The organism is Sulfurimonas sp. HSL3-2, assembly GCF_039645965.1.
GTDB classification, from domain to species: domain Bacteria; phylum Campylobacterota; class Campylobacteria; order Campylobacterales; family Sulfurimonadaceae; genus Hydrocurvibacter; species Hydrocurvibacter mobilis.
In genome coordinates this window covers 1,074,752-1,095,924 of sequence record NZ_CP147917.1, presented here as the reverse complement: position 1 = coordinate 1,095,924, position 21,173 = coordinate 1,074,752, and the positions used below count along the sequence as shown (strand labels likewise).

General features: G+C 38.1%; 26 protein-coding genes. 10 read left to right on the top strand and 16 right to left on the bottom strand.

Features of this window, described 5'->3' with window-relative positions:
• Window positions 1-158 precede the first annotated feature (158 nt).
• Together adk and WCX87_RS05520 are read right to left on the bottom strand one after the other, a co-directional pair.
• On the bottom strand, window positions 159-806 hold the full coding sequence (gene adk / locus WCX87_RS05525; RefSeq protein WP_345981049.1) for an adenylate kinase: 648 nt from the start codon (window positions 804-806) through the stop codon (window positions 159-161).
• Between the two features lie 63 nt (window positions 807-869).
• A complete protein-coding gene (locus WCX87_RS05520) occupies window positions 870-1,139 on the bottom strand; it encodes a hypothetical protein (protein WP_345981048.1) in 270 nt (89 codons plus the stop codon).
• Window positions 1,140-1,257: 118 nt separating this feature from the next.
• Here WCX87_RS05520 and WCX87_RS05515 point away from each other — a divergent pair, with 118 nt between their 5' ends.
• Both WCX87_RS05515 and WCX87_RS05510 read left to right on the top strand, forming a co-directional pair.
• Window positions 1,258-1,995 (top strand): molybdopterin-binding protein, encoded by a 738-nt coding sequence (locus WCX87_RS05515; protein ID WP_345981047.1) that lies wholly within the window; start codon window positions 1,258-1,260, stop codon window positions 1,993-1,995.
• A gap of 256 nt (window positions 1,996-2,251) precedes the next feature.
• Window positions 2,252-2,440: a hypothetical protein gene (locus tag WCX87_RS05510; protein ID WP_345981046.1), complete on the top strand. Its 189-nt coding sequence runs from the start codon at window positions 2,252-2,254 to the stop codon at window positions 2,438-2,440.
• Here WCX87_RS05510 and WCX87_RS05505 read toward each other — a convergent pair.
• Window positions 2,437-2,907: an ankyrin repeat domain-containing protein gene (locus WCX87_RS05505; RefSeq protein WP_345981045.1), complete on the bottom strand. Its 471-nt coding sequence runs from the start codon at window positions 2,905-2,907 to the stop codon at window positions 2,437-2,439. The two genes, WCX87_RS05510 and WCX87_RS05505, sit on opposite strands and share 4 nt — an antisense overlap.
• Before the next feature lie 120 nt (window positions 2,908-3,027).
• Here WCX87_RS05505 and WCX87_RS05500 point away from each other — a divergent pair, with 120 nt between their 5' ends.
• Window positions 3,028-4,227 carry a tetrahydrodipicolinate N-succinyltransferase N-terminal domain-containing protein gene (locus tag WCX87_RS05500; protein ID WP_345981044.1) on the top strand — a complete coding sequence of 400 codons (1,200 nt, stop codon included), beginning with the start codon at window positions 3,028-3,030 and terminating at the stop codon, window positions 4,225-4,227.
• Between the two features lie 67 nt (window positions 4,228-4,294).
• Window positions 4,295-4,600: a hypothetical protein gene (locus WCX87_RS05495; RefSeq protein WP_345981043.1), complete on the top strand. Its 306-nt coding sequence runs from the start codon at window positions 4,295-4,297 to the stop codon at window positions 4,598-4,600.
• On the opposite strand, the gene WCX87_RS05490 is transcribed toward WCX87_RS05495, so the two are convergent.
• The 10 genes from WCX87_RS05490 to WCX87_RS05445 form a co-directional block, all read right to left on the bottom strand.
• Window positions 4,590-5,900, bottom strand: a complete 1,311-nt coding sequence (locus WCX87_RS05490; protein WP_345981042.1) for an SH3 domain-containing protein — start codon at window positions 5,898-5,900, stop codon at window positions 4,590-4,592. The two genes, WCX87_RS05495 and WCX87_RS05490, sit on opposite strands and share 11 nt — an antisense overlap.
• Window positions 5,901-5,922: 22 nt before the next feature.
• Window positions 5,923-6,582 carry a S24 family peptidase gene (locus WCX87_RS05485; RefSeq protein ID WP_345981041.1) on the bottom strand — a complete coding sequence of 220 codons (660 nt, stop codon included), beginning with the start codon at window positions 6,580-6,582 and terminating at the stop codon, window positions 5,923-5,925.
• Between the two features lie 347 nt (window positions 6,583-6,929).
• Window positions 6,930-7,400 carry a tRNA (cytidine(34)-2'-O)-methyltransferase gene (locus tag WCX87_RS05480; RefSeq protein WP_345981040.1) on the bottom strand — a complete coding sequence of 157 codons (471 nt, stop codon included), beginning with the start codon at window positions 7,398-7,400 and terminating at the stop codon, window positions 6,930-6,932.
• Between the two features lie 8 nt (window positions 7,401-7,408).
• A complete protein-coding gene (purU, locus tag WCX87_RS05475; protein WP_345981039.1) occupies window positions 7,409-8,245 on the bottom strand; it encodes a formyltetrahydrofolate deformylase in 837 nt (278 codons plus the stop codon).
• Entirely contained in the window at window positions 8,242-8,547 is a 306-nt protein-coding gene (locus tag WCX87_RS05470; RefSeq protein WP_345981038.1) for a hypothetical protein, read from the bottom strand. The genes purU and WCX87_RS05470 overlap by 4 nt, the downstream gene beginning before the upstream one ends.
• On the bottom strand, window positions 8,538-8,786 hold the full coding sequence (locus tag WCX87_RS05465; protein WP_345981037.1) for a tetratricopeptide repeat protein: 249 nt from the start codon (window positions 8,784-8,786) through the stop codon (window positions 8,538-8,540). The genes WCX87_RS05470 and WCX87_RS05465 overlap by 10 nt, the downstream gene beginning before the upstream one ends.
• The gene (gene leuB / locus WCX87_RS05460; RefSeq protein ID WP_345981036.1) at window positions 8,774-9,850 is read right to left on the bottom strand and encodes a 3-isopropylmalate dehydrogenase; all 1,077 of its coding nucleotides are present in this window, start codon (window positions 9,848-9,850) and stop codon (window positions 8,774-8,776) included. Before leuB ends, WCX87_RS05465 begins: the two co-directional genes overlap by 13 nt.
• Window positions 9,847-10,353: a 3-isopropylmalate dehydratase small subunit gene (locus tag WCX87_RS05455; RefSeq protein ID WP_345981035.1), complete on the bottom strand. Its 507-nt coding sequence runs from the start codon at window positions 10,351-10,353 to the stop codon at window positions 9,847-9,849. The genes leuB and WCX87_RS05455 overlap by 4 nt, the downstream gene beginning before the upstream one ends.
• 138 nt (window positions 10,354-10,491) lie before the next feature.
• The gene (gene flgG, locus WCX87_RS05450) at window positions 10,492-11,280 is read right to left on the bottom strand and encodes a flagellar basal-body rod protein FlgG (RefSeq protein ID WP_345981034.1); all 789 of its coding nucleotides are present in this window, start codon (window positions 11,278-11,280) and stop codon (window positions 10,492-10,494) included.
• An 11-nt stretch (window positions 11,281-11,291) separates the two neighbouring features.
• On the bottom strand, window positions 11,292-12,104 hold the full coding sequence (locus tag WCX87_RS05445) for a flagellar hook-basal body protein (protein ID WP_345981033.1): 813 nt from the start codon (window positions 12,102-12,104) through the stop codon (window positions 11,292-11,294).
• 138 nt (window positions 12,105-12,242) lie between these two features.
• Here WCX87_RS05445 and rpoD point away from each other — a divergent pair, with 138 nt between their 5' ends.
• Together rpoD and WCX87_RS05435 are read left to right on the top strand one after the other, a co-directional pair.
• A complete protein-coding gene (gene rpoD / locus WCX87_RS05440; RefSeq protein WP_345981098.1) occupies window positions 12,243-14,159 on the top strand; it encodes an RNA polymerase sigma factor RpoD in 1,917 nt (638 codons plus the stop codon).
• The gene (locus WCX87_RS05435; protein ID WP_345981032.1) at window positions 14,159-14,848 is read left to right on the top strand and encodes a hypothetical protein; all 690 of its coding nucleotides are present in this window, start codon (window positions 14,159-14,161) and stop codon (window positions 14,846-14,848) included. Before rpoD ends, WCX87_RS05435 begins: the two co-directional genes overlap by 1 nt.
• Here the strand turns inward: WCX87_RS05435 and WCX87_RS05430 are convergent.
• Genes WCX87_RS05430 through hemL form a run of 3 tightly spaced genes read right to left on the bottom strand, consistent with a single transcriptional unit; the run spans window position 14,838 to window position 16,946 of the window.
• Entirely contained in the window at window positions 14,838-15,350 is a 513-nt protein-coding gene (locus tag WCX87_RS05430; RefSeq protein ID WP_345981031.1) for a hypothetical protein, read from the bottom strand. The genes WCX87_RS05435 and WCX87_RS05430 overlap by 11 nt on opposite strands.
• Window positions 15,334-15,663 carry an AtpZ/AtpI family protein gene (locus WCX87_RS05425; RefSeq protein ID WP_345981030.1) on the bottom strand — a complete coding sequence of 110 codons (330 nt, stop codon included), beginning with the start codon at window positions 15,661-15,663 and terminating at the stop codon, window positions 15,334-15,336. Before WCX87_RS05425 ends, WCX87_RS05430 begins: the two co-directional genes overlap by 17 nt.
• The gene (gene hemL / locus WCX87_RS05420) at window positions 15,660-16,946 is read right to left on the bottom strand and encodes a glutamate-1-semialdehyde 2,1-aminomutase (RefSeq protein ID WP_345981029.1); all 1,287 of its coding nucleotides are present in this window, start codon (window positions 16,944-16,946) and stop codon (window positions 15,660-15,662) included. Before hemL ends, WCX87_RS05425 begins: the two co-directional genes overlap by 4 nt.
• Before the next feature lie 96 nt (window positions 16,947-17,042).
• Here hemL and WCX87_RS05415 point away from each other — a divergent pair, with 96 nt between their 5' ends.
• The 4 genes from WCX87_RS05415 to WCX87_RS05400 all read left to right on the top strand — a co-directional run bounded on the left by WCX87_RS05415 (window position 17,043) and on the right by WCX87_RS05400 (window position 21,171).
• Window positions 17,043-17,939, top strand: coding sequence for an energy transducer TonB (locus tag WCX87_RS05415; RefSeq protein WP_345981028.1), 897 nt, complete (start codon window positions 17,043-17,045; stop codon window positions 17,937-17,939).
• Window positions 17,940-19,307, top strand: coding sequence for a Na+/H+ antiporter NhaA (gene nhaA / locus WCX87_RS05410; RefSeq protein WP_345981027.1), 1,368 nt, complete (start codon window positions 17,940-17,942; stop codon window positions 19,305-19,307).
• A 64-nt stretch (window positions 19,308-19,371) separates the two neighbouring features.
• A complete protein-coding gene (locus WCX87_RS05405) occupies window positions 19,372-19,884 on the top strand; it encodes a hypothetical protein (protein WP_345981026.1) in 513 nt (170 codons plus the stop codon).
• Window positions 19,885-19,890: 6 nt separating this feature from the next.
• On the top strand, window positions 19,891-21,171 hold the full coding sequence (locus WCX87_RS05400; RefSeq protein ID WP_345981025.1) for a hypothetical protein: 1,281 nt from the start codon (window positions 19,891-19,893) through the stop codon (window positions 21,169-21,171).
• Window positions 21,172-21,173: the final 2 nt, after the last annotated feature.

Genomic DNA, 21,173 nt, shown 5'->3' with positions numbered 1-21,173 from the left:
GCCATTGTATGTAACTATTACTAAATACTAAATTATATTGAATGAAATGGATCTATTTGGGATTTTTTATTGAAGTATTGCTTGAAAAATTTATTGGAAATGAGCAGCCACAGTTCTAAATGAACTTGCAACTGCTTTTTGAGGGGTTATGAAACTGCTTAGTTTAGTCCTGCAACGATAGCTTTTTCAACTTCGTCAATGTGTGCAGTACCGTCAACTGTAATATATTTGACGTTTGAATCTTTTGCAGCCTGCGCTTTATAGTAACCGATAAGAGGCTCAGTTTGCTCATGGTAGACTCTAAGACGATCAAGTACCACTTCCTCTTTATCATCATCACGTTGTACAAGGTCTTCACCTGTCTCGTCATCTTTGCCTTCGACTTTCGGCGGGTTAAATACTACATGGTATGTTCTTCCGCTAGCCAAGTGTGCACGACGACCACTCATTCTTTTTACGATCTCTTCATCAGGGACATCGATCTCGATCACTGCATCGATCTGGATCCCTGCATTTGTCACTGCATCTGCTTGTGCAAGCGTACGTGGGAAACCGTCTAAAAGGTAACCGTTTTTACAATCTTCTTCAGCAATACGGTCTTTTACAAGCCCGATAATGATCTCATCAGTCACAAGTTTTCCTGAGTCCATCGCTTCTTTAGCAAGTTTTCCCATCTCAGTACCTGCTTTGATGGCAGCACGAAGCATATCTCCAGTTGAGATCTGAGGGATGTTGTATTTTTTTGTCAAAAATTGAGCTTGAGTGCCTTTTCCTGCACCCGGAGCTCCAAGTAGTATGATTCTCATATCTTAAGTCCTATCTGTTTTATTGTTGAAATTATATACAAATGAGTTTAAAAGAAACTAGAATTACTCCTCTTCATCACCTTTTTGAGCCTCTAAAATATCATCTATCATCTCTTTACATTCATCTTCATCGATCTCACCGCATTCGATATCGACTAAAACGTCTTTTAGATCATCACGAAACTCGATAAGTTCTTCAAGTTCCTCTTTCGCTTCTTCGATTGATTCATTTTTTTTGTCAGCGATGATAGTATAAAGTTCATCCATTCTGTCTTCTATATCAGGTATGACGCTCTCTTTTATCAGCTCTTCAAGTTTTTGTGCATATGACATGTTTTTATCCTTAAGTTATTCTATGTAAAATAATAGCAGATAGTTTGTTACATGTAAGCCATATGTAACATTATTGTCATTATAATCGTTAGCTTTTTAAAAAACGACAGGACTAAATATGTACAACTTTTATGCCGTTATCATAGGGACGGAGATACTCAACAGCCGTAGAGAGGACAAACATTTTATATTTATCAGAGACCTTTTAAACTCCTACGGACACAATCTTTTTGCTTCGTTTATCATCAAAGACGATGAAGAGCTTATTAAAAACACATTCGAGCTTGTAAAAAAAGATGAAAGATCGGTTCTTTTTAGTTTTGGAGGGATCGGTTCTACTCCCGATGATCTGACAAGACAGATAGCAGCCGATGTCTTTACATGTAAGCCTCTAGTGCGCCATAAGCAGTTTGAACAAGATATCTTAGAAAGGTTTAAAGATGAGGCCTACCCTCACCGCATACATATGGCCGAACTGCCTGAATATGCGAACCTTATAAAAAACCCCGTCAATAACATGTCCGGTTTTGAACTCCAGCACAGATACTTTTTTGTCCCCGGTTTTCCTGAGATGTCACATCCAATGTTAAAAGAGTGTGTCGGCAGATATTTTTCTGAATCTATCAAGAAGTACCGCAAGACACTCCTTGCAGATACCAGTGAAAACACCCTGATCGACATTATGAAAACGATCCCTGCAGATATGGAACTCTCCTCATTACCGATAATAAACAACAACTCTCCAAGAGTCGAACTTTCTTTAAACTATAATGATAACGAGGTGTTAAATACGGAGTTTGATAAGTTTATCAAATACCTAAATGATCAAAATATCGAGTATGTTATTAAAGATTAATATAAGATTATTTAAGTTACACTGAGTTAATGACGATCTTCCTCTATATTATCTAGGAGTAGCAGCATGTTGATATATATATTATTGGCGTCTCTTGTAGTTGTAGTCTCAGGCTATATCGTATATAAAAATTTCTATTTGCATGCTCCTAAACACAGTGAAAAGCAGCGAAAACATTATACATTTAAGCTTTAGATTTATGGGTTTAAAAGATTAAATACAATACTATATAGCTTATTATATAGTCGGAGATTTAATGAAACCAAAAGATGAAGTGACGAGAAGTCTGCTTATAGATAAAAGTACATGGGATGATGCGATGAAGTACTCACGTGCCAGATACAAGATGAGTTTAAGCAAGGTCGTCGAGCAGCTGCTGCAAGACTGGCTGGCAAAAGAGAAAAGAAAACCCCTTGACAACGAGAACCAAGGTATCTTTTTTTAACTCTCTTCAAGAAGTTTGATCATACTTTTTTTATGCGTCTTCTTGGCAAAGCCAAGAGCGCTAAGCCCTTTATTGTCTACAGCGTCTTTATCAGCCCCCTTTTCCAACAACATTTTTGCTATTTCCCCTCTTCCGTAACATACTGCTCCCATCAGTGGCGTGAATCTGCTAGGTCGGTTTGTTCTGTTTACGTCAACACCTGATTCGATTATTTTTTTAGCCAGATCGATTTTATTATACATGATCGCATAATCGAGTATGCTTACTCCGTCTTCATTAAAATCGTTCAGATCTGCGCCGTTTTGTACTAAAATATCTATTATCTCATCATCACATCTATATCTGAGGGCACACGCAAGAACCGACTCTTCTGTCTCATTACTTTCATTTACGTCAGCGCCCTCTTTTATATACTTTTTTACACCTAAATAATCGTTATCTTGTAAAAGATTAATCCATTCATTCATAATTACCACCTATTAATTTTAAAATTATACACTTGATTTATAACACTTAGCCAACGAAAAATAATATTAATATTTTTTAAGTATAATTACAACTAAATTTTTAAAAAAAGAGTGATAAATATGCAAATAATAGAAACAAGTGATGCCTTTAAGGCATTGATTGAGAAAATAAAATCTGAGACTGCCGGATATAAAGATCCATTGGCTTTTGGTATCGCAAGAGTTGATTTCGGTCAGTTAAACAGTGATAAAGTTCTTCAAGCGACTTACCCTATTATCAACTGGAATGAAAACTTTGGTAGTGCCGCTATCTTCATAGAAGCATTAAAAGAGCAAGGCGTACAAGTTGATTTTAACAAAGATGAAGTCATTTGTAATATTAATTTAGCATTTTTAGAGAGTTGTTTAAATGCATTTACACCTTACAGTGAAGAAGCTTACGGTGATGCACATAAAAACATCCAAGTAGTCTCAAGCCTTTACTCACAGATGAAAGAAAACGGTTATAAAGAGGGTGAGTTTAGAGTAGTATTTTTATTTAATGATGCCCCGTGTGCAAGCGTTGAAGCTACATACCTTAAACTTTACGCGCTTTCATTAGCAAAAGTACAACTAAGAAGCATCAACCTAAACGGAGCTTTCGGTGCACTTCCAAATGTTGCTTGGTCTGCAGGAAACCCTATTGAACTTGACTGGTTACGTGAATTTGAAATAGAGTTAAAACTTTCAAACTCATACCCTCATATCGATTTCGTCGATAAGTTCCCAAGATTCTTACAACACATCATCCCTGCGGACAATACACGTGTCTTAGATACTTCAAAAGTACGTTTTGGTGCACAGCTTCATGCCGGGACTACTATCATGCCTGGTGCTAGTTATGTGAACTTCAATGCAGGTACGACAGGTGTGAGCATGGTCGAAGGACGTATCTCTTCATCTGCTATCGTCGGTGACGGAAGTGATGTGGGCGGCGGTGCTTCTATCCTTGGTGTTCTTAGCGGAACGGACGGAAACCCTATCTCTATCGGTAAAAACTGTCTTCTTGGCGCAAACAGTGTTTGTGGTATCCCTTTAGGTGACGGCTGTATCATAGATGCGGGGATCGCTATTTTAGAAGGTACTAAAGTTACTATCAATGCAAAAGAATTAGAAAAAATTCAAGAAGTAAACCAAGGCACTCCTTTAAAAGGTGATGTTTTCAAAGGAAAAGAGCTGGCAGGACTAAACGGCCTTCACTTTAGACAAAACTCTTTAACAGGCGAACTGTCTGCATCTCGTTCAAGAAGAGAGATCAAACTAAACGCTGACCTTCACTAGTTAATACGATTCAATAACTTTAACTTCAGTTAAATCATTCTATAATGACTCTTTAAAAGGAGTCATTATGATATCTTCAAATGTTTCATCTATTCAAGCACATCAAACGTTTATGAATAACAATGCGAACAACATTGCAAATGTTAATACAGATGGCTTTAGACCAAACGATACAAGAATGACAAACTCTTCTGATGACACGGTTACTGCAGATACTAGATTGGCAGATGACAACGGTTCAGAAAAAAGCCAAACGAACTTAGCGAAAGAGCTTCCTGATCAGATAAGTATTACGGCTGCCGTTAGTGCAAATGTAAATGCGATAAGAACTCAAGATGCGATGTACGGTTCTCTTTTAGATATTAAGGTCTGATAGTTATAATATTCATACTGTCTATTCTACGTAGTAAACTGCTTTTCTCATCATAAAATTTTTGCTCTTTCCCTACTTCCAGTGATGTAAATACAGTTTTACCGACAACTATTCTACCTGTTTTATCGCCCTGCTTTGTTTTTATACCCCACATATCATGCATCACTATGATCTTATCATTATATACACCGGCATAGATCAGTATATGCCCTTTTCTATGCAGTAGTGTTTCAAAAGGTATACCGTTCTCTTTTATAACCTCTCTTTTCTCGTCATCACTGAGATCTTTGAGTGAAATCACTTTACCTACTCTTGATTGCTGGTATGAGTTTCTAGGAAGCCATATGCCAAACGGTGCATACATATCTCTTATCATGGAAGAACAGTCACGTTCTTGATACATCCCGCCCCAGCCGTATTTTGTTTTCAACATCTCATCCCCGACATGAGTAATGTTTTCTCTGTTTAACTTCAATACGTCAACGGATGCAATATCTTTTGGGATGACGACTTTTGTATATATCGCGGTATTTTCTTTTCCTTTGGTTATCGCCAAAGCTTCGTAGCTGTCATCTTTCTCATCTATCAAAGGAAAGATCATCCCGACTTGACTATATATGACAAACTGATTGTTTTCATCTTTAAGCGGATAACCGTCTGTAATGATATATATCTTCTTAGAGTTTTTAATAATATCCATGTTCTGTTCAGGGATATAGGCTATGTTATAACTATGCATCCAGCCTGATGCATATGATGTAAAAACATATGCCCATGCACCGTCATCTGAATAGTGAGACACAAAGATAGGCTCATTTGCGTGGACAGAGCTGTTTTGAAGATAATCAAACGGAAAACCCTCACCTGCTTGATTCGGGTCTTTAAAGATAGGTTTATCGGTCGGGAAACTTCTTAGATTGGCAAAACGAAGTGTGATCGCCTTTTTATTGACAGTAGCATAGCTGTCAAAGTTCGATCTTTTATACATCTTGTCAAACCACTCTTGAGAAAGCGGTTTTAAGTTCTCGCCGTAACTATTTTTCGCCGTATAACTTCTAAACGGCCATTTTACCTGTTCGATATCTGTTTTTATCGAGTCCATATTCCATGGTCTGAAGTAGTTGTCCTCATAACTGTTTTGGATATCCGAAATACTTACATTCTCATCTTTGACATATGCATATGCACCCGTTTGCTGAGGCAGCTCTTTTAAATCTTGTATATCTCCATAGTCAAGTGTTCTCAAAGATGTACATGCAGTAAAAAGCAGCATTGTTAAAAACAGTAATATATATCGCAAACGGTTTCCTTACATGTAAGTATTAATCAACAGATCCGAATTTTCCGACGACTCTTCCTATAAGCTCTATCTCTTGAGGATAAAGAGTCATCTTTGAGTATTCTTTATTGTCCGAAATTATATCTATTTTTCCGTCTATTCTCTTACTAATTCGTTTTATGAACAGTCCGTGCTCTGTTCTGATAACAAATACACCGCCGCGTGACAGGTCATTTTTTTGGCGATTAATAAACACGATATCGTCATATGAGAACGTCGGTTCCATCGAATCGCCGCTCACTTTGATCGCTTCGACGTTTTTCAGTTCGTTCTTACCGCCTAAAATATCGATGAAGTTCTCCGAGAGTTCCAGACTTTCATACTCTTCGTTATCAGTATCGCTGCCACCGCCTGCAGATGCACTGATGTCACTAAAATATCTGACCATATAAAAGCGGTTTGTCGTCTCGACGAGACTCTCCGGTGCCTGACCGTATAGCAGCCAGTTGATAGATATCGATTTTGATGCACAGAAATCCAAGAGTTCTGTAAAAGGGATCTTGTCTCTTTTCTTCATAGTAGCAAAATTCATCTGAGTGATACCCAGAACATCTGCGATATCTTTGTCAAATACCTTTTTGCCTGGAATCTCTTGAGAGATGATATCTTTTATCTCTTCTACTATCTCCATAAAGCTTTTCATAGTAATCCTCCTACTCTATTTGATATTAATATATTAGAGTAATATGAAATGATTTTATAATTATATGACAAAATGCAATATTTTTAACTGAAGAAATAATTTTTATTTACAATTTGGCATATTTGTTGAAAAGGATTCGATATGTATGTAATGATTAAGAGAGCGGAAACAATGTTGGAACTACTTGAGATAAGACTTGAAAAGATAGCTAATAGATTTTTTTAGAACCGATTAGTCATCACTCTTTTCATCTTTTTCTCTTTCTTCCAGTTTACTTTGATGGTAACCTTTAAAGATAAAGATCATAAAAAGTACAAAAGCGATAAGTACGACGGTATCTACGAAATTCACATTAACTCCCTGTAATCTGTAAAGTTTTGCTTTATGGCTTCATATAGGATTATACCCGTACTCACTGCAAGGTTTAGACTTCTACCGTCTTTTGTCATCGGAATAGTGATATTTTTATCATGAAATCTCTCTAGTAGATCTTCCGGCAGTCCTGATGTCTCACTACCGAAAAATATATAATCACCCACTTTAAATTCTGAATTAAAGTATGGTTTGTCTGTCTTGGTAGTCGCGAAATGTACATTATCGGCAATATCTGCTTTGCTAAAGAACTCATCAAGGTCTTCCCATACATGCAGATCTAACTTATCCCAATAATCAAGCCCTGCTCTGCGTACCGCTTTTTCAGTTATATCAAATCCAAGCGGTTTTATAAGATGCAAAGATGAGCCTGTGTTTACACACAATCTTCCGATGGTACCTGTATTGTTCGGTATTTGAGGAGTTACTAGGACTATATTAAACAAAATTATCCTTAAAAAATGACTGTTTTATTTGCATAAACGAATATGCGGTCTTCAAGTGCAAGCTTGAGTGCGCGCGAGAGGACGATCTTCTCGACATCTTTTCCAAGACGCTGCATATCTTTCCAACCAAAGGCATGGTCTATATGTCTGACATCCTGAGCGATGATCGGACCTTCATCCAAGTTGTTGTTTACAAAGTGAGCAGTTGCCCCTATGATCTTAACACCTCTGTCATAAGCCTGTTTGTATGGATTTGCACCTATAAATGCAGGTAAAAATGAGTGATGGATATTTATGATCTTATTGTTATACTCTTCTACAAATCTAGGCGTTAGGATTCTCATATATTTTGCCAAAACGATGTAGTCTATATCTTCAAACTGAGATAACAGCTCAAGAACTTGAGTCTCATGCTCTGCACGGTCTAGACCGTCGTGAGAAACAGAGTGGTACTCGATACCGAATTTTTCGACCAGACCTCTTAGGTCGTCATAGTTTGATATCACGGCCAATATGTTCGCATCCAGTTCGTTTGCCTCATATCTCATAAGAATATCACCTAGTGCATGCGACTCTTTTGTTGCCATAATGATAATATTTTTTTTACCAGGTGTGATGACTTCGACATTTACTTTCTTTGGCAGTATCTCTACCAATGCATCGTACAAGTCTTTCTCTTCGACATCACCGACGACGACACTACGCATAAAAAACTTATTGTTTACTTTATCAACGAACTCGTTGTTTGAGAGGATGTTTAAGTTATATTTGAAAAATACCGATGAGATCTTATAAACAAGACCTTTTTCATCATGCGCATCTATTAAAACTCTATATTGCTTCATTTTTTCTCTTTACTGTCTATCAGGTTTATTCGATTTTCTATACTTGCTAAGAGGTATTCTAAAAAGTTCAAAGTAAGATCTACTTTTGCTTCTATGTTTGAGTTGTTTGGTGACTGAAAACCTTCAAATAGTACAAGCAGTCTCTCTTGAATACTTTGTAAAAAAAGTTTTTCATCACCCGGTGCGGTCTCGTTTTTTGTAATACTATTATTTTTCGGTACTTCTACTCTCGGCTCTACCGACGATGTTTCAACATCATCCAATTCAGCCAATGTACTCAGTATGACATCTTTTAATTCCATGATTTTAATAGCCACCTTTCAAACTCATAAAATTCTACTTTATCATCCATCTTGACAAAAAAATCTTTCATCTCTTTGTTTACACCGAGAAATTTCTTTCTCATACCGGAAAGTCTGCGTATAGCGATCTTTGCATCGGTATTTGACGGATCCTTTTTTAGAATCTCTTTGTATATTTCAAGAGCTTCATCTTTTAAGCCTTGAAGCTCATAAATATTTGCTAGTGTTAAAGTTTGCATTTTACAGCATAGTTAGCGATGATCGAGCCCATCTCGTTTGTAGAGCAAACTTCTTTTGCATCAAACTGTGCTAAATCTTTTGTACGATAGCCTTCGCTAAGTGCCTGTTTAATCCCCATATCTATCTTATCTGCAGCTCTGTTTTCACCAAGAGCATAACGCAGCATCATAGATGCGCTTGCGATCGTCGCTATCGGATTAGCGATGCCCTGACCTGCGATATCCGGTGCTGAACCGTGAATAGGCTCGTAGACACCTATTTTGTTTCCGACAGATGCTGAAGGAAGAAGTCCGATAGAACCACAGATCATACTTGCTTCATCGCTTAAAATATCACCGAAAATATTTCCCGTAAGCATTACATCGAACTGTTTTGGATTACGGACAAGCTGCATCGCTGCATTATCGACATACATATGAGAAAGTTCTACTTCAGGATACTCTTTTGCGACTTCTGTCACAACGTCACGCCAAAGTTGAGAAACGTCAAGTACATTTGCCTTGTCGACAGAACATACACGTTTGTCACGATTCATAGCGATCTTAAAGGCTTGGTGGGCGATTCTTACGATCTCTTCACGAGTATATACCATCGTGTTCCAGCCTTTGTTCTCGTCACGGCCTTTTGGTTCACCGAAATAGATACCGCCGATAAGCTCTCTTACGACCATAAGATCGACGCCTTTGACTATTTCGCTTTTTAATGACGATGCATTGACAAGTTCATCGTACACAACGGCAGGACGAAGGTTTGCATATACACCAAGCTCTTTTCTAAATCTCAAAAGTCCGCTTTCAGGACGTTTTTCACGTGGAAGGTTATCCCATTTTTCTCCGCCGATAGCACCAAAAAGTACCGCATCGCTGTTAAGAGCCCCTGTTATCGTCTCATTTGGCAGTGGGTCACCAGTCGCATCATATGCGCATCCGCCCATTAAATATTCATCATAAGTTATCTCAAAATCTTCCGTTGAAGCTACGGCATCTAAGACTTTTACTGCCTCATCTATGATCTCGGGACCGATCCCGTCACCTTTGATCAATGCGATCTTATATTTTTTCATTTTGTCTCCTGTGCTGCGATCTCTTCTTGTGCAAAGCTCATAAGTCCGCCTGCATTGATAAGTTTTTGCATAAATTCCGGTATCGGAGTAAATTTATATGTTTTTGATGTTGTTTTATTTGTAATCGTTCCGTTATCCATATCGATACTCACTTCATCACCTTCACTGATCTCGTTTGCTTCAGGAAGTTCAAATATAGGAAGACCCATATTAAAAGCATTTCTATAAAAAATACGCGCAAAAGTAGGAGCGATGACAGCTGCGACTCCAGCTGCTTTAAGTGCTATTGGAGCGTGTTCTCTTGATGAACCGCATCCAAAGTTTTCATCAGCGACAATGATGTCGCCTTTGCTCATTTTATTTACAAATTCTGGATCAGCATCTTCCATTACGTGCTTAGCAAGCTCTTTTGGATCAGATGTATTTAGGTATCTGGCAGCTATTATAAGATCGGTATCTATATCTTTACCAAATTTCCATGTTTTAGCTTCAATTGTTTGCATATATTTTTCCTAAATTTTTAAAAATAAATGTGATTATAGCCAAAAGGAGATTGGAGTAATATAAAACAAAGTCAGTTAAAAGAATTTATCGAAAATAGCAGGCTGATATGAAATAATATCAACCTACTTTAGGTAGCTTTAACGTTTTAATCCGTTAACCGTCTGAAGCATCTCGTCACTTGTTGTGATGATCTTTGAACTAGAGTCATAAGCTCTTTGACCGGTAATAAGGTCTGTAAGTTCGACAACAAGCTGGACATTACTAAGCTCAACAAAGCCCTGTCTTATATTGCCAAGACCGTCAACTCCCGGAGTCCCTTCTACAGGCTGTCCTGAACTGTCTGTTTCAAGGTAAAGGTTATCTCCCATCGAGTGAAGACCTGCCGGATTGATGAAGTTAGTAAGATTAACCTGACCTACCTGCGTCGCTGCTGTCTGACCGGGTTGCGTAACAGTGACTATCCCGTCGACACCTACTGTGATATTTGTTGCATCTGCAGGGATAACGATCTCTGGAATAAGTTTATACCCGTCTGAGTTAACGACGCTTCCATTCTCATCAATTTTAAATGCACCGTTTTTTGTATACGCTTCAGTACCGTCCGGGAGCTGGACCTTAAAGAATCCACGACCGGTCACTGCCATATCCAGCTGGTTATCAGTCTGCTTTAGGTTCCCCTCTGTAAATATTTTATTTGTAGCTGTAGGACGGACACCAAGACCGACTTCGATACCTGTCGGAGACTTCGTAGTATCACTTGTAGACGTACCTGCATACTCCATAGTCTTATACATCAGATCAGAAAATTCTGCACGAGATTTTTTAAATCCTATCGTATTGACATTGGCTATATTATTCGCCGTAGTGTCTATCTGTGTTTGCATACCAAGCATTCCGGTTGAACCGATATATAGTGATTGCATCATAATGTTATCCTTTAAGCTTTAGTAGACGCTAGTTTATTGATAGCATCTTGATTGAGATCGTTCATCTGCGTATCCATCACTTTTTGATACATACCGACAAGTCTATTTGTTTCTATCATCTTCACCATCATATTGACGGCGTTGACATTACTCTTTTCTATAAAACCCTGCTGTACAGAACCAGTCTGTGCCTGCGGTTTTAAAGCATCGCCTTCATCAAACTTATAAAGATTACTGCCCTCTTTTTGAAGTTTGCTCAGATTGTCCGGAGCAGCAATATAAAAAGTCTGTCTCTCTACAAAATTTAAAGTCCCCGGTGTGTTGACAGAAAGCTTTCCGTTTTTATCAACATGAATGATATTATCGTTTTGTCCTATTTCTATAGGTTTTCCGTCACTTCCAAGAACTTCAAAGCCCTGTTTTGTGACCAGTTTACCGTCATTACTCGTGGTAAAACTGCCGTCACGTGTTAAACGGATCCCGTTTGGAGTCTTTACGGCAAAAAACAGCCCCTCTTGTGACAAAGCAAAGTCAAACGTGTTGTCTGTCTTTTGCATTATTCCGACATTTTGATTTGTATAAGAATCAACGATCTGAGGTGCTCGGCTTAAAGTCCTGTTTAAGAATTTAGCACCCTCTTTAGAGTTGTTCTCATTTGGCAATTCATCTCTGGCTTCTTTGTAAAGTCTCATAAAGTCGCCGGTCACAAGACCGTCTTCTTTATAACCTGCAGTATTTACATTTGCCAGGTTGTTTGCGATAGTATCAAGTCGATTAAATTGAGCAACCATTCCGGCTGCTGCGTTGTAATACCCTGCTTGCATCCTTGCATCCTCATTACTAAACTTTTTATCTCGGTAGCATTTAGTGTTCCAATTTTTTTATGATGCACTTTTTTTAATATTTTTTTATATATAAGGTAGGTTTTAATAAAATCTCGGTATAATCCACTCCTTTTATTAATAAGACAAAATGAAAGAAAGACACAAGATACTTCGGAGCATTTTTATATGACTGCAAAAGAACTAACCAAAGCACTTGAAGATTTATTTATTGAAAAAAAATCTACTCATGAGTGTGTTACCTACGAATCAATTATAAAGTTGCTTGAAAAACAACCGACCGCTGCTCAAGCTAAGAATATCTATAAATTAGCGACGAAACACGATAAATGTCTATATACATCATCTGAACATGCGAAGATGTTGAATGACAGAGAAGCGGAAGCAAAAAGAAACGCTCAGATAAAAATGCTTGAAAATAATGAATCTGATTCATTTGACATCTTAAAAGAGCACGAACTTCTTGAATGGTCTCGTTCTGATTCACCTGTCAGGATGTACCTGAGAGAGATGGGGCAGATCCCTCTTTTAACAAAAGATGAAGAGATAGAGATCTCTAAAAAGATCGAGATAGGCGAAAGTATCATCATCGATGCTATCTGTTCTGTTCCGTATCTTATAGATTTTATCTTAGACTACAAAGAACCTCTTATCAACCGTGAAAGACGTGTAAAAGAACTTTTCAAAAGTTTTGAAGACGAAAAAGAGGATGATGACTCTGATGATGATTCTGATGATATCGAAGAAACAGATGAGGAGAACAGTGAAAGAGTCTTTTCTGCAAAAGATAAAAAACGTGTCGAAAAAGTAGTCTTCAGCTTTAAAGCTTTAGAAAAAGCTAAAAAAGACTGGGTTAAAGCTGCTGATAAAGTACTTGAAATAAACAGTGACGAACTAAGCGAAGATCTTGTTCTTCTAATGCTTACTGCAACGTTTAAAAAATCTATACTTAAAGAAAAGCTGTTAGACCTGGGACCAACTTCTAAACTTATCAATGAACTTGTTAAGTCGATGGAAACAGCACTAAAAAGTGATGAAGGATTTGATAAAGAGTTAAGACGTCTTGAATACAAACTTCCACTTTTTAACGATACGTTAAAAGAGAACCATCAAAAGATCCTTGATAAGATCTGTGACCTTTCTAAAGAGGATATCACGGCGATGGTCCCGGAAGCTACAATGGTCAGCACTTACGTTGAGATCAAAAAGCTTATCCAGACGAAAGAAGCTTCGAAAGACAGCTTCAACATGGAACCGGATAAACTCGCAGATATCTTAGAACAGATAAAACGCGGTAAAAACATATCTGAAGTCTCTAAGACTCGTATGGCTAAGTCAAACCTTCGTCTTGTCGTATCTATCGCTAAGCGTTATACAAATAGAGGACTTCCTTTCCTTGACCTTATCCAAGAGGGTAATATCGGTCTTATGAAAGCAGTCGATAAGTTTGAATACAAAAAAGGTTATAAGTTCTCTACTTATGCGACTTGGTGGATCCGTCAGGCTATCTCACGTGCGATTGCAGATCAAGCAAGAACGATCCGTATTCCGATACATATGATCGAGACTATCAACCGTATCAATAAGATCATGCGTAAACACCTCCAAGAGCATGGAAAAGAGCCGGATGTCGAGATCATCGCAAAAGAGGTCGGGCTTTCAGTCGAGAAGGTAAAGAACGTTATCAAGATCACGAAAGAGCCTATCTCTCTTGAAGCACCTATCGGGAATGAAGATGATGGGCGTTTTGGAGACTTTATCGAAGATAAGACATCTCTATCTCCGTCAGACGTCACTCTAAAAGATGACCTGCGCATTCAGATCGAAAGTGTCTTAGAGCAGTTGAATGAGCGTGAAAAAGCAGTTATCAAACTACGTTTCGGGATCATGGATGATGAAAGTGACAGAACACTAGAAGAGATCGGTAAAGAGTTAAGCGTGACTCGTGAACGTGTACGTCAAATAGAATCAAGTGCTATTAAAAAGCTAAAACACCCTAAAGTGGGTCGTAAACTTAAAAATTATATAGAAGAATAATGACTTTCGAACAACAATGGATTGAATACGATTTCAATCCGTTCATCCTTTTTGACTCATCAGGTAAGATAGTTTCGCTGAATGCTGAAGCACAATTTTTACTTGGGAGCTCAAACACAGCAACAATATTTGAGATCGCTACGCTTCACGCAAGCCAGAATTTTGGATTTAAAACCACTTTTATGGACTTAGAGTTCGGCAGATACAAATTTTTCGGTATAACAGTCGGTTATGAGAATGAGGATCAACTGGGGATACGTCTTTATCAAGTGCCTTCATATCATTTTTCAAAACCTAAAATAGACAGTGGTGAGATAGTCAACGTATACACGCTTATAGACTTGTGTATAAGTACGAACTCGATCAGTTCCAAAGCGACTTTCTTAAAAGATCTGGATCCGTCTATTCCGGATGTCAGACTCAATACCAATCTTTTTGTGAAACTGTTAAATAGAATATATTCGGTTTGTCTAGACAGTGATGAGATAACGACAAAACTGTTTTTTAGAGTCGGAGAGCATATCAAATTCGATAATAAGAAATACTCTTTATTTACGATTATGATAAGCTCGTCAAACATTGATCTGTCGAAATCTTCATCTATCGATCAACTAGCAGAGCAGAACAGCGTATCAGTAGAGATAAAAGACAACTATGTCTCAGTAAATATCCCTCTGATCACTGATTAGACATAAAAAGCTTTTTACCTGTAAAAAACCCTACTACTACACCGACGAGCAGAAATAGTAGATAGGGGAAAATCATCAGATTCTGATTATTTTGCAATCCGATAAATCCAAAGACTAAAAACACGTAAGGGATAAGTCTAAACATAGACATTGTCGCACCAGATGCTATCTTTGTGTTTTTAAAACTATTTGCTTTTAAGCGCTTTTTTTCCTCTTTGATGACAGCTTTTATATCTTGCGACTCCAGCTTGACCTCTTCACCTTCATCATACAGATCATAAGGATCATCTATCTTATCAAGTTCATCTCTGTTGTCATCGCTGTACGCTCCGGCTTCCACTCTCTTGTCTACTAATCTTTTATATGAGAACATAGAGCCGATAATGATAAGAAAAGCGCTTAAAAATGCGATCTGTGCATTGAGAAAAAATTTATAAGATACTAGAGTCGTAGCTAGTGTTAGAAGTTCTGCGACAAGAAAAATACTAATAGTTTTTTTCACCGTAGTCCTCATCGTCTTCTTCATCGTACTTTTTATCTTCAAGCTCTTTTTTATACTTGTATCTTGGTTCTTCAGCAAGTTTTTCAAACTCTTTGTACTGTTTTGAGTATGCTTTATAGACATTTAAGACAGCTGCGGCAATACCGACAAATACACCGACCCAAAATACCCACTCTACATCAAATAGACGTCTTAGCCCATATCCAAGTGCAACACCGATAAGTACGGCAACAACCATAGAGATACCAAGAGAAAGACTCTCAGCACCCTCCACTATCGGTTTTAAACGCGGTTTTTTCTCTTCTTCATTCATTTTATACGTCCAAATACTCTGTCACACGCTTGGATCGTGTCTTCTATCATCTCATCTGTCGTAGCAGTCGATATAAAACCTGTCTCAAACTGTGAACATGCAAAATAGAAGCCCTCTTCCAGCATCGCTGCATGAAATTTTGCAAACATCGCAAGATCCGACTTTAACGCATCATCAAAGTTCTTTACCTCTTTATCGTTAAAAAAGAAACCAAACATAGAACCTCTTGAATCGATCTGAAGAGGTATACCGTGCTTTGAAGCCATCTCTTTCATACCTTCTACTAAGCGAGCAGCTCTTACATGTAAGGTATCCATCACTCTTGCATGAGTCTTCAGTTTTGTTAATGCTGCAAGACCTGCTGCCATAGCGACAGGATTTCCGCTCAGTGTTCCTGCTTGGTATACAGGACCTTCCGGTGAAAGTTTAGCCATCACTTCTGCACGTCCGCCAAAAGCACCGACAGGCATACCGCCGCCGATCACTTTTCCTAGTGTCACGATATCCGGTTTAACGCCTGTGATAGACTCTGCACCGTGAATAGATGCACGAAATCCGCTCATAACTTCATCAAAGATAAGAAGCGTGCCGTTTGCATCACAAAGCTTTCTCAGTTCTGCTAAGAACTCTTTATCTGCAGGGACAAGACCCATGTTTCCTGCGATCGGTTCAATGATGACACAAGCAATATCTTTAGAGTCGTTAAAACATTTTTTTACACTCTCGATATCATTGTATGTAGCAAGAAGTGTATGTTTCGTAAAGTCTGCAGGTACACCTGGACTGCTTGGATTTCCAAAAGTAGCCGCACCACTTCCAGCCTGCACTAAAAGCGAATCACTATGTCCATGGTAACATCCTGTAAATTTCACGATATCATCACGTCCCGTAAATCCGCGAGCAAGACGGATAGCGCTCATAACCGCTTCCGTACCGCTGCTGACGAAACGGACTTTATCCATAGAGTCAAAAAAAGACACGACTAAAGACGCCAGTTCTGTCTCAGCCTCTGTCGGTGCACCGAAGCTCAGACCGTGTTTTACAGCTTCGATAACTGCATTTTCGATCTCTTCGTTTCTATGACCGAATATCAACGGTCCCCAGCTTTGTACATAATCGACATATCTATTGCCGTCTATATCTATTATATATCCACCCTCTCCGGATGAGATAAAACGCGGAGTGCCGCCGACACTTGCAAATGCACGTACAGGAGAGTTGACACCGCCAGGGATCAGCTTCTGTGCTTCTTGGAATGCTTTTACAGACTTTTCAATACTCATAAAATAAAACCTTAAATATATCTATTTTTGTAATTATAGCCAATTAGTGTTAATGTATATTTGTTATAATGGTGTAAACAATAATTGAGGTAATTTTTGAACCGTTCCACTGCAGCATTTTTAATAGCATTTTTATTTCACCTTTTGCTTATTTTGATATTTATCTTATTGGCAAGAAACATACACACAATTGAAAAAAAACAACCTGAAGAGAACCGTATAAAGATCTCTTTAAAAGAGCTTCCAAAGACCATTAAAAAGAAAGATGCCGGTGTTAAAAAAGAACCTGTAAATCAACCTGATATAGCACCTCCTATGCCAAAGGGAAGTCAACTTAAAAAGATAGTCAAACAGTTTGAAAAGTATGTTCCCAAAAAACATGCTCAACAGCCGCATAAGATAACGATCAATAAACCGGTCAAATCTTCTACAAAAGCCCATACTATACCGAAAACTGTACCTTTACCGCCTAAGAAACCATATATAGAAGTCGAAAAAGCTGTCGATAAAAACGAGACTATCGTAAAACAAGAGGTAGAAAAGAAACATTCAAAACTCTATTCATTCCTTTCCAAAGAGGACAAAAGCCTGCAAAATGAGAATGAAAATAAAAAACAGACTCAAAGAAGCAGCCAGATCAATCAGGACATCAAAGAGTTATACGGTTCTGAATTCGGTGAGCTAAGTGCGGGTGAGCAAAAATATATACTTGACAACACAGAGATAATGAGAAGGATCACTCAACAGGTCTTAAACAGAGTCGGCAGAGTCAACATACCAAACGACCTGCGTGTAAACAGGATAAATGTAATAGAGTTCTATCTGCATCCTAACGGAGATATGACAGATTTTAGATTCCTCAAAAAAAGCGGGTTCTATATACTTGACGATACGACAAAAGAAACTATAGAATATGCATACAGCAAATACCCGAGACCGGAACAGAAGACACTTATCCGATATAAAGTGGGATATTACCTAAGGGGGTACTAAATGAAACCTAATCTTGTCAGACTCTATAATCCATGGGAGAAGTTCTTTCGAAAAACGATCTATTCTCCTTTTGAAGCTTTCTTACATGCACAGATGACTAATGGGATCATCCTTATGTTTATGACACTTGCAGCTCTTGTTTGGGTCAATTCTCCTTTAAGCGACTCATATCATCATCTTTTACACACACATATCTCTTTTAGTATAGGCTCTTTTGTTATTGACCACAGCGTACACTTCTGGGTCAACGATGGACTTATGACACTCTTTTTCTTCCATGTAGGGTTAGAGATAAAAAGGGAGATCCTTGTCGGTGAACTCTCCGATATAAAAGTTGCAATACTTCCTATTTTAGCAGCTATAGGCGGGATGGCCGTCCCTGCTCTTATATTTACATATATGACTTACGGCGAAACGGGGAGCAACGGATGGGGTATTCCGATGGCTACGGATATTGCCTTTGCCGTTAGTATTATTATCCTGCTCGGAAAAAGAGTCTCTCCCGCTCTTGTAACCTTCTTAGTCGCACTTGCAATCGTAGACGATCTTGGTGCCGTTACGGTCATTGCCCTATTCTACACATCAAAGATCCATCTACTCTCTTTACTTATCGCTGTTCTTTTTTTCCTTGTTTTGATCGTATTTAACAGATTCGGAATAAGAAACGGTTTTCTCTACGGTTTGATCGGTGTATTTGTCTGGTTCTTTACATTGGAATCAGGGGTTCATGCGACAATTGCCGGTGTTTTAGTCGCTATGACCATTCCCTCTCTGCCAAAGTTTAATCCAAACTATTTTGTCAAACCGATGAAAGAGTTGATACAGGGGTTTGAAGTTTATCCGCATGGAAAGAACTTTACCCTTGCAGAAGAGCAAAAGAGGATAATACGAGGGATGAAACAGCAGGTAAACGGCGTCGAAGCACCGCTTAACAAGTATGAAGATGGACTTCATATCCCTATCGGTATCCTTATTATCCCTATCTTTGCACTTGTCAATGCAGGAATACCGATTGAATTCTCCTCAATAGGTTCACTTTTACTGCAGCCTGTAAGTCAGGGAGTCATACTCGGTCTCGTACTCGGTAAGGTCGTCGGGATTTTTGCCGTCTCATGGCTTGCGATCAAGTTCGGTATAGCCAAGCTTCCCGAAGACAGTACGACCAGCCAGCTGTTTGGCGCCTCATTTCTGGGAGGGATCGGTTTTACAATGAGTATCTTTGTCGCGGATCTTGCATACGAAGGCAATGAGATGCTTTTAATTCAATCAAAAACTTCCGTCCTTGCCGCGTCCCTTTTAGCAGGAATTCTCGGTTATATCTGGCTGCGTTTCATTGCAAAACCTAATAAAACAAAAGATGTAAATTAAGGTAACTTTAATTTTAATTAGTGCTATAATGGTTCAATAAATCTAAATTTGCGGAGTTGAAAAAATGAAAGTCATCTTTAAAGGTCTGTTGTATTCATCAATACTATTAATGAGTGTGGGATGTTCTACAAGTATTCAAACAAAAGCAAAGCTGTCTAGCATATATGCAGATACAAACAGTAGTACGAGAGGTGATATTTCCATATCTGTCTTCGCACTTAAAAACTACACTGATACTCCAAGAGCGGGTATGAGAGCATCAAATATAGTCGATGGTGTACTGATCGCAAACGGGTATAAAGTCGTAGACCATATACACGATGGAGAAAAAAGTTTTAATGAGATGCGTGAGACTGCATTAAAAGACAATTCAAAATACTTCTTATACGGCGGTGTAAGCGAGTGGAGATACAAAACAGGTATCGACGGTGAGCCTGCAGTCAGCCTTAAATGTGTCGTATATGAAACAAAAACTTCTAAAGTCATCTGGAGTGCAACATCTTCTGACAGTGATTGGGGAAATGCTTCAGTCGGAACAACAGCTCAAGAACTGATTGAGTCAATGATAGAGGACTAGAAAACTTTGAAAGTTGAACAAAAACGCAGAGGGAAAGACTTCAGTCTATCCGAATTTGTTAAAAAATTGCATTACTATGCATATCTTGAAACAGTTCTGCTGATATCCGTATATCTTATTATCGGGTATCTCTTAAATCCGAATGATATCTGTATATTAAACGGCAAGTTCTCTTACATTCTGATCTTGCTGTCGATAATTACGCTTTTTCATGGATTTGAAAGCGGTATGCTTGGAATAGGTATCATAGCAGTTGTGATGTGGTATTTTTATCCTACATTTAATTATGTCCAGTTCTTATCAACGTTAATCATGATACTCATCTTAAGCGAGTTTCATTACTACTGGACTAAAAAAATACGTGAAGCTGAAGCTGGTTCAGAGTACAGGGACATAAAATTAAACGAGCTTTCCCGTGCATTTTACACCCTGAAAATATCACACGATCAGCTTGAAAAAAACTATGTAACAAAACCTATGAGCCTTCGTAACTCTATCCTGCATATAAAAGAGATAGAGGGAGATGATAAGCAGAAGATAACTGATTTTTTACAATTCTTAGAAAAGTCGTTTAATATAAACAGCAGTGCTATAGCATCTAAAGATGATCCAAGAGCAGATGATAACAGGCTTGCTATTGTTGCCAGATCAGACGATGCTTTAGATTATATAGACTTTCAGGATCAGTTGGTACAAAAGTCCCTTGAACTTAAAAAGCCGATTTTTGTCAGCGATGACAACATTAAACAAAGTAAGTATGTAGCTATCATACCTGCTTTACAACAAGAAAATATCGTTGGGCTGCTTTTAATCGAGAAGATGCCTTTTATGTCTTTTAACAAAGAAAACCTGACGTCAATAGCCATCCTTACGGAATACTTTTTTAATGAGATCAGAAAAGACGATATGCTGGCTAAAGATAAGAGACTGCAGGTTATTATGGATGAGGAGTACAAATATGAATATTTCCGATTGTATGAACTCTATAAAATCAATCAGATCGACTCTACGACTTTAGTTATCAAGATCGATAACGAATTGTTAGCGGTAAGAATGTTTGAAACCATAAAAAAACTCTTACGTTCTTTAGACATATCTACATTAACACAACATGAAGGTGTCTATTTTATATCGATTTTATTCCCTTTAGGACATATATCTGTAACGACAGGTTTCTTAAACCGTCTGTTATCGAATATGAGCGACATCACTGAAGATCAATTTGATCATATCACTTTTGGATATGGACAGATAGATCTTTATGACAAATATATTCATAATGGCTAAAT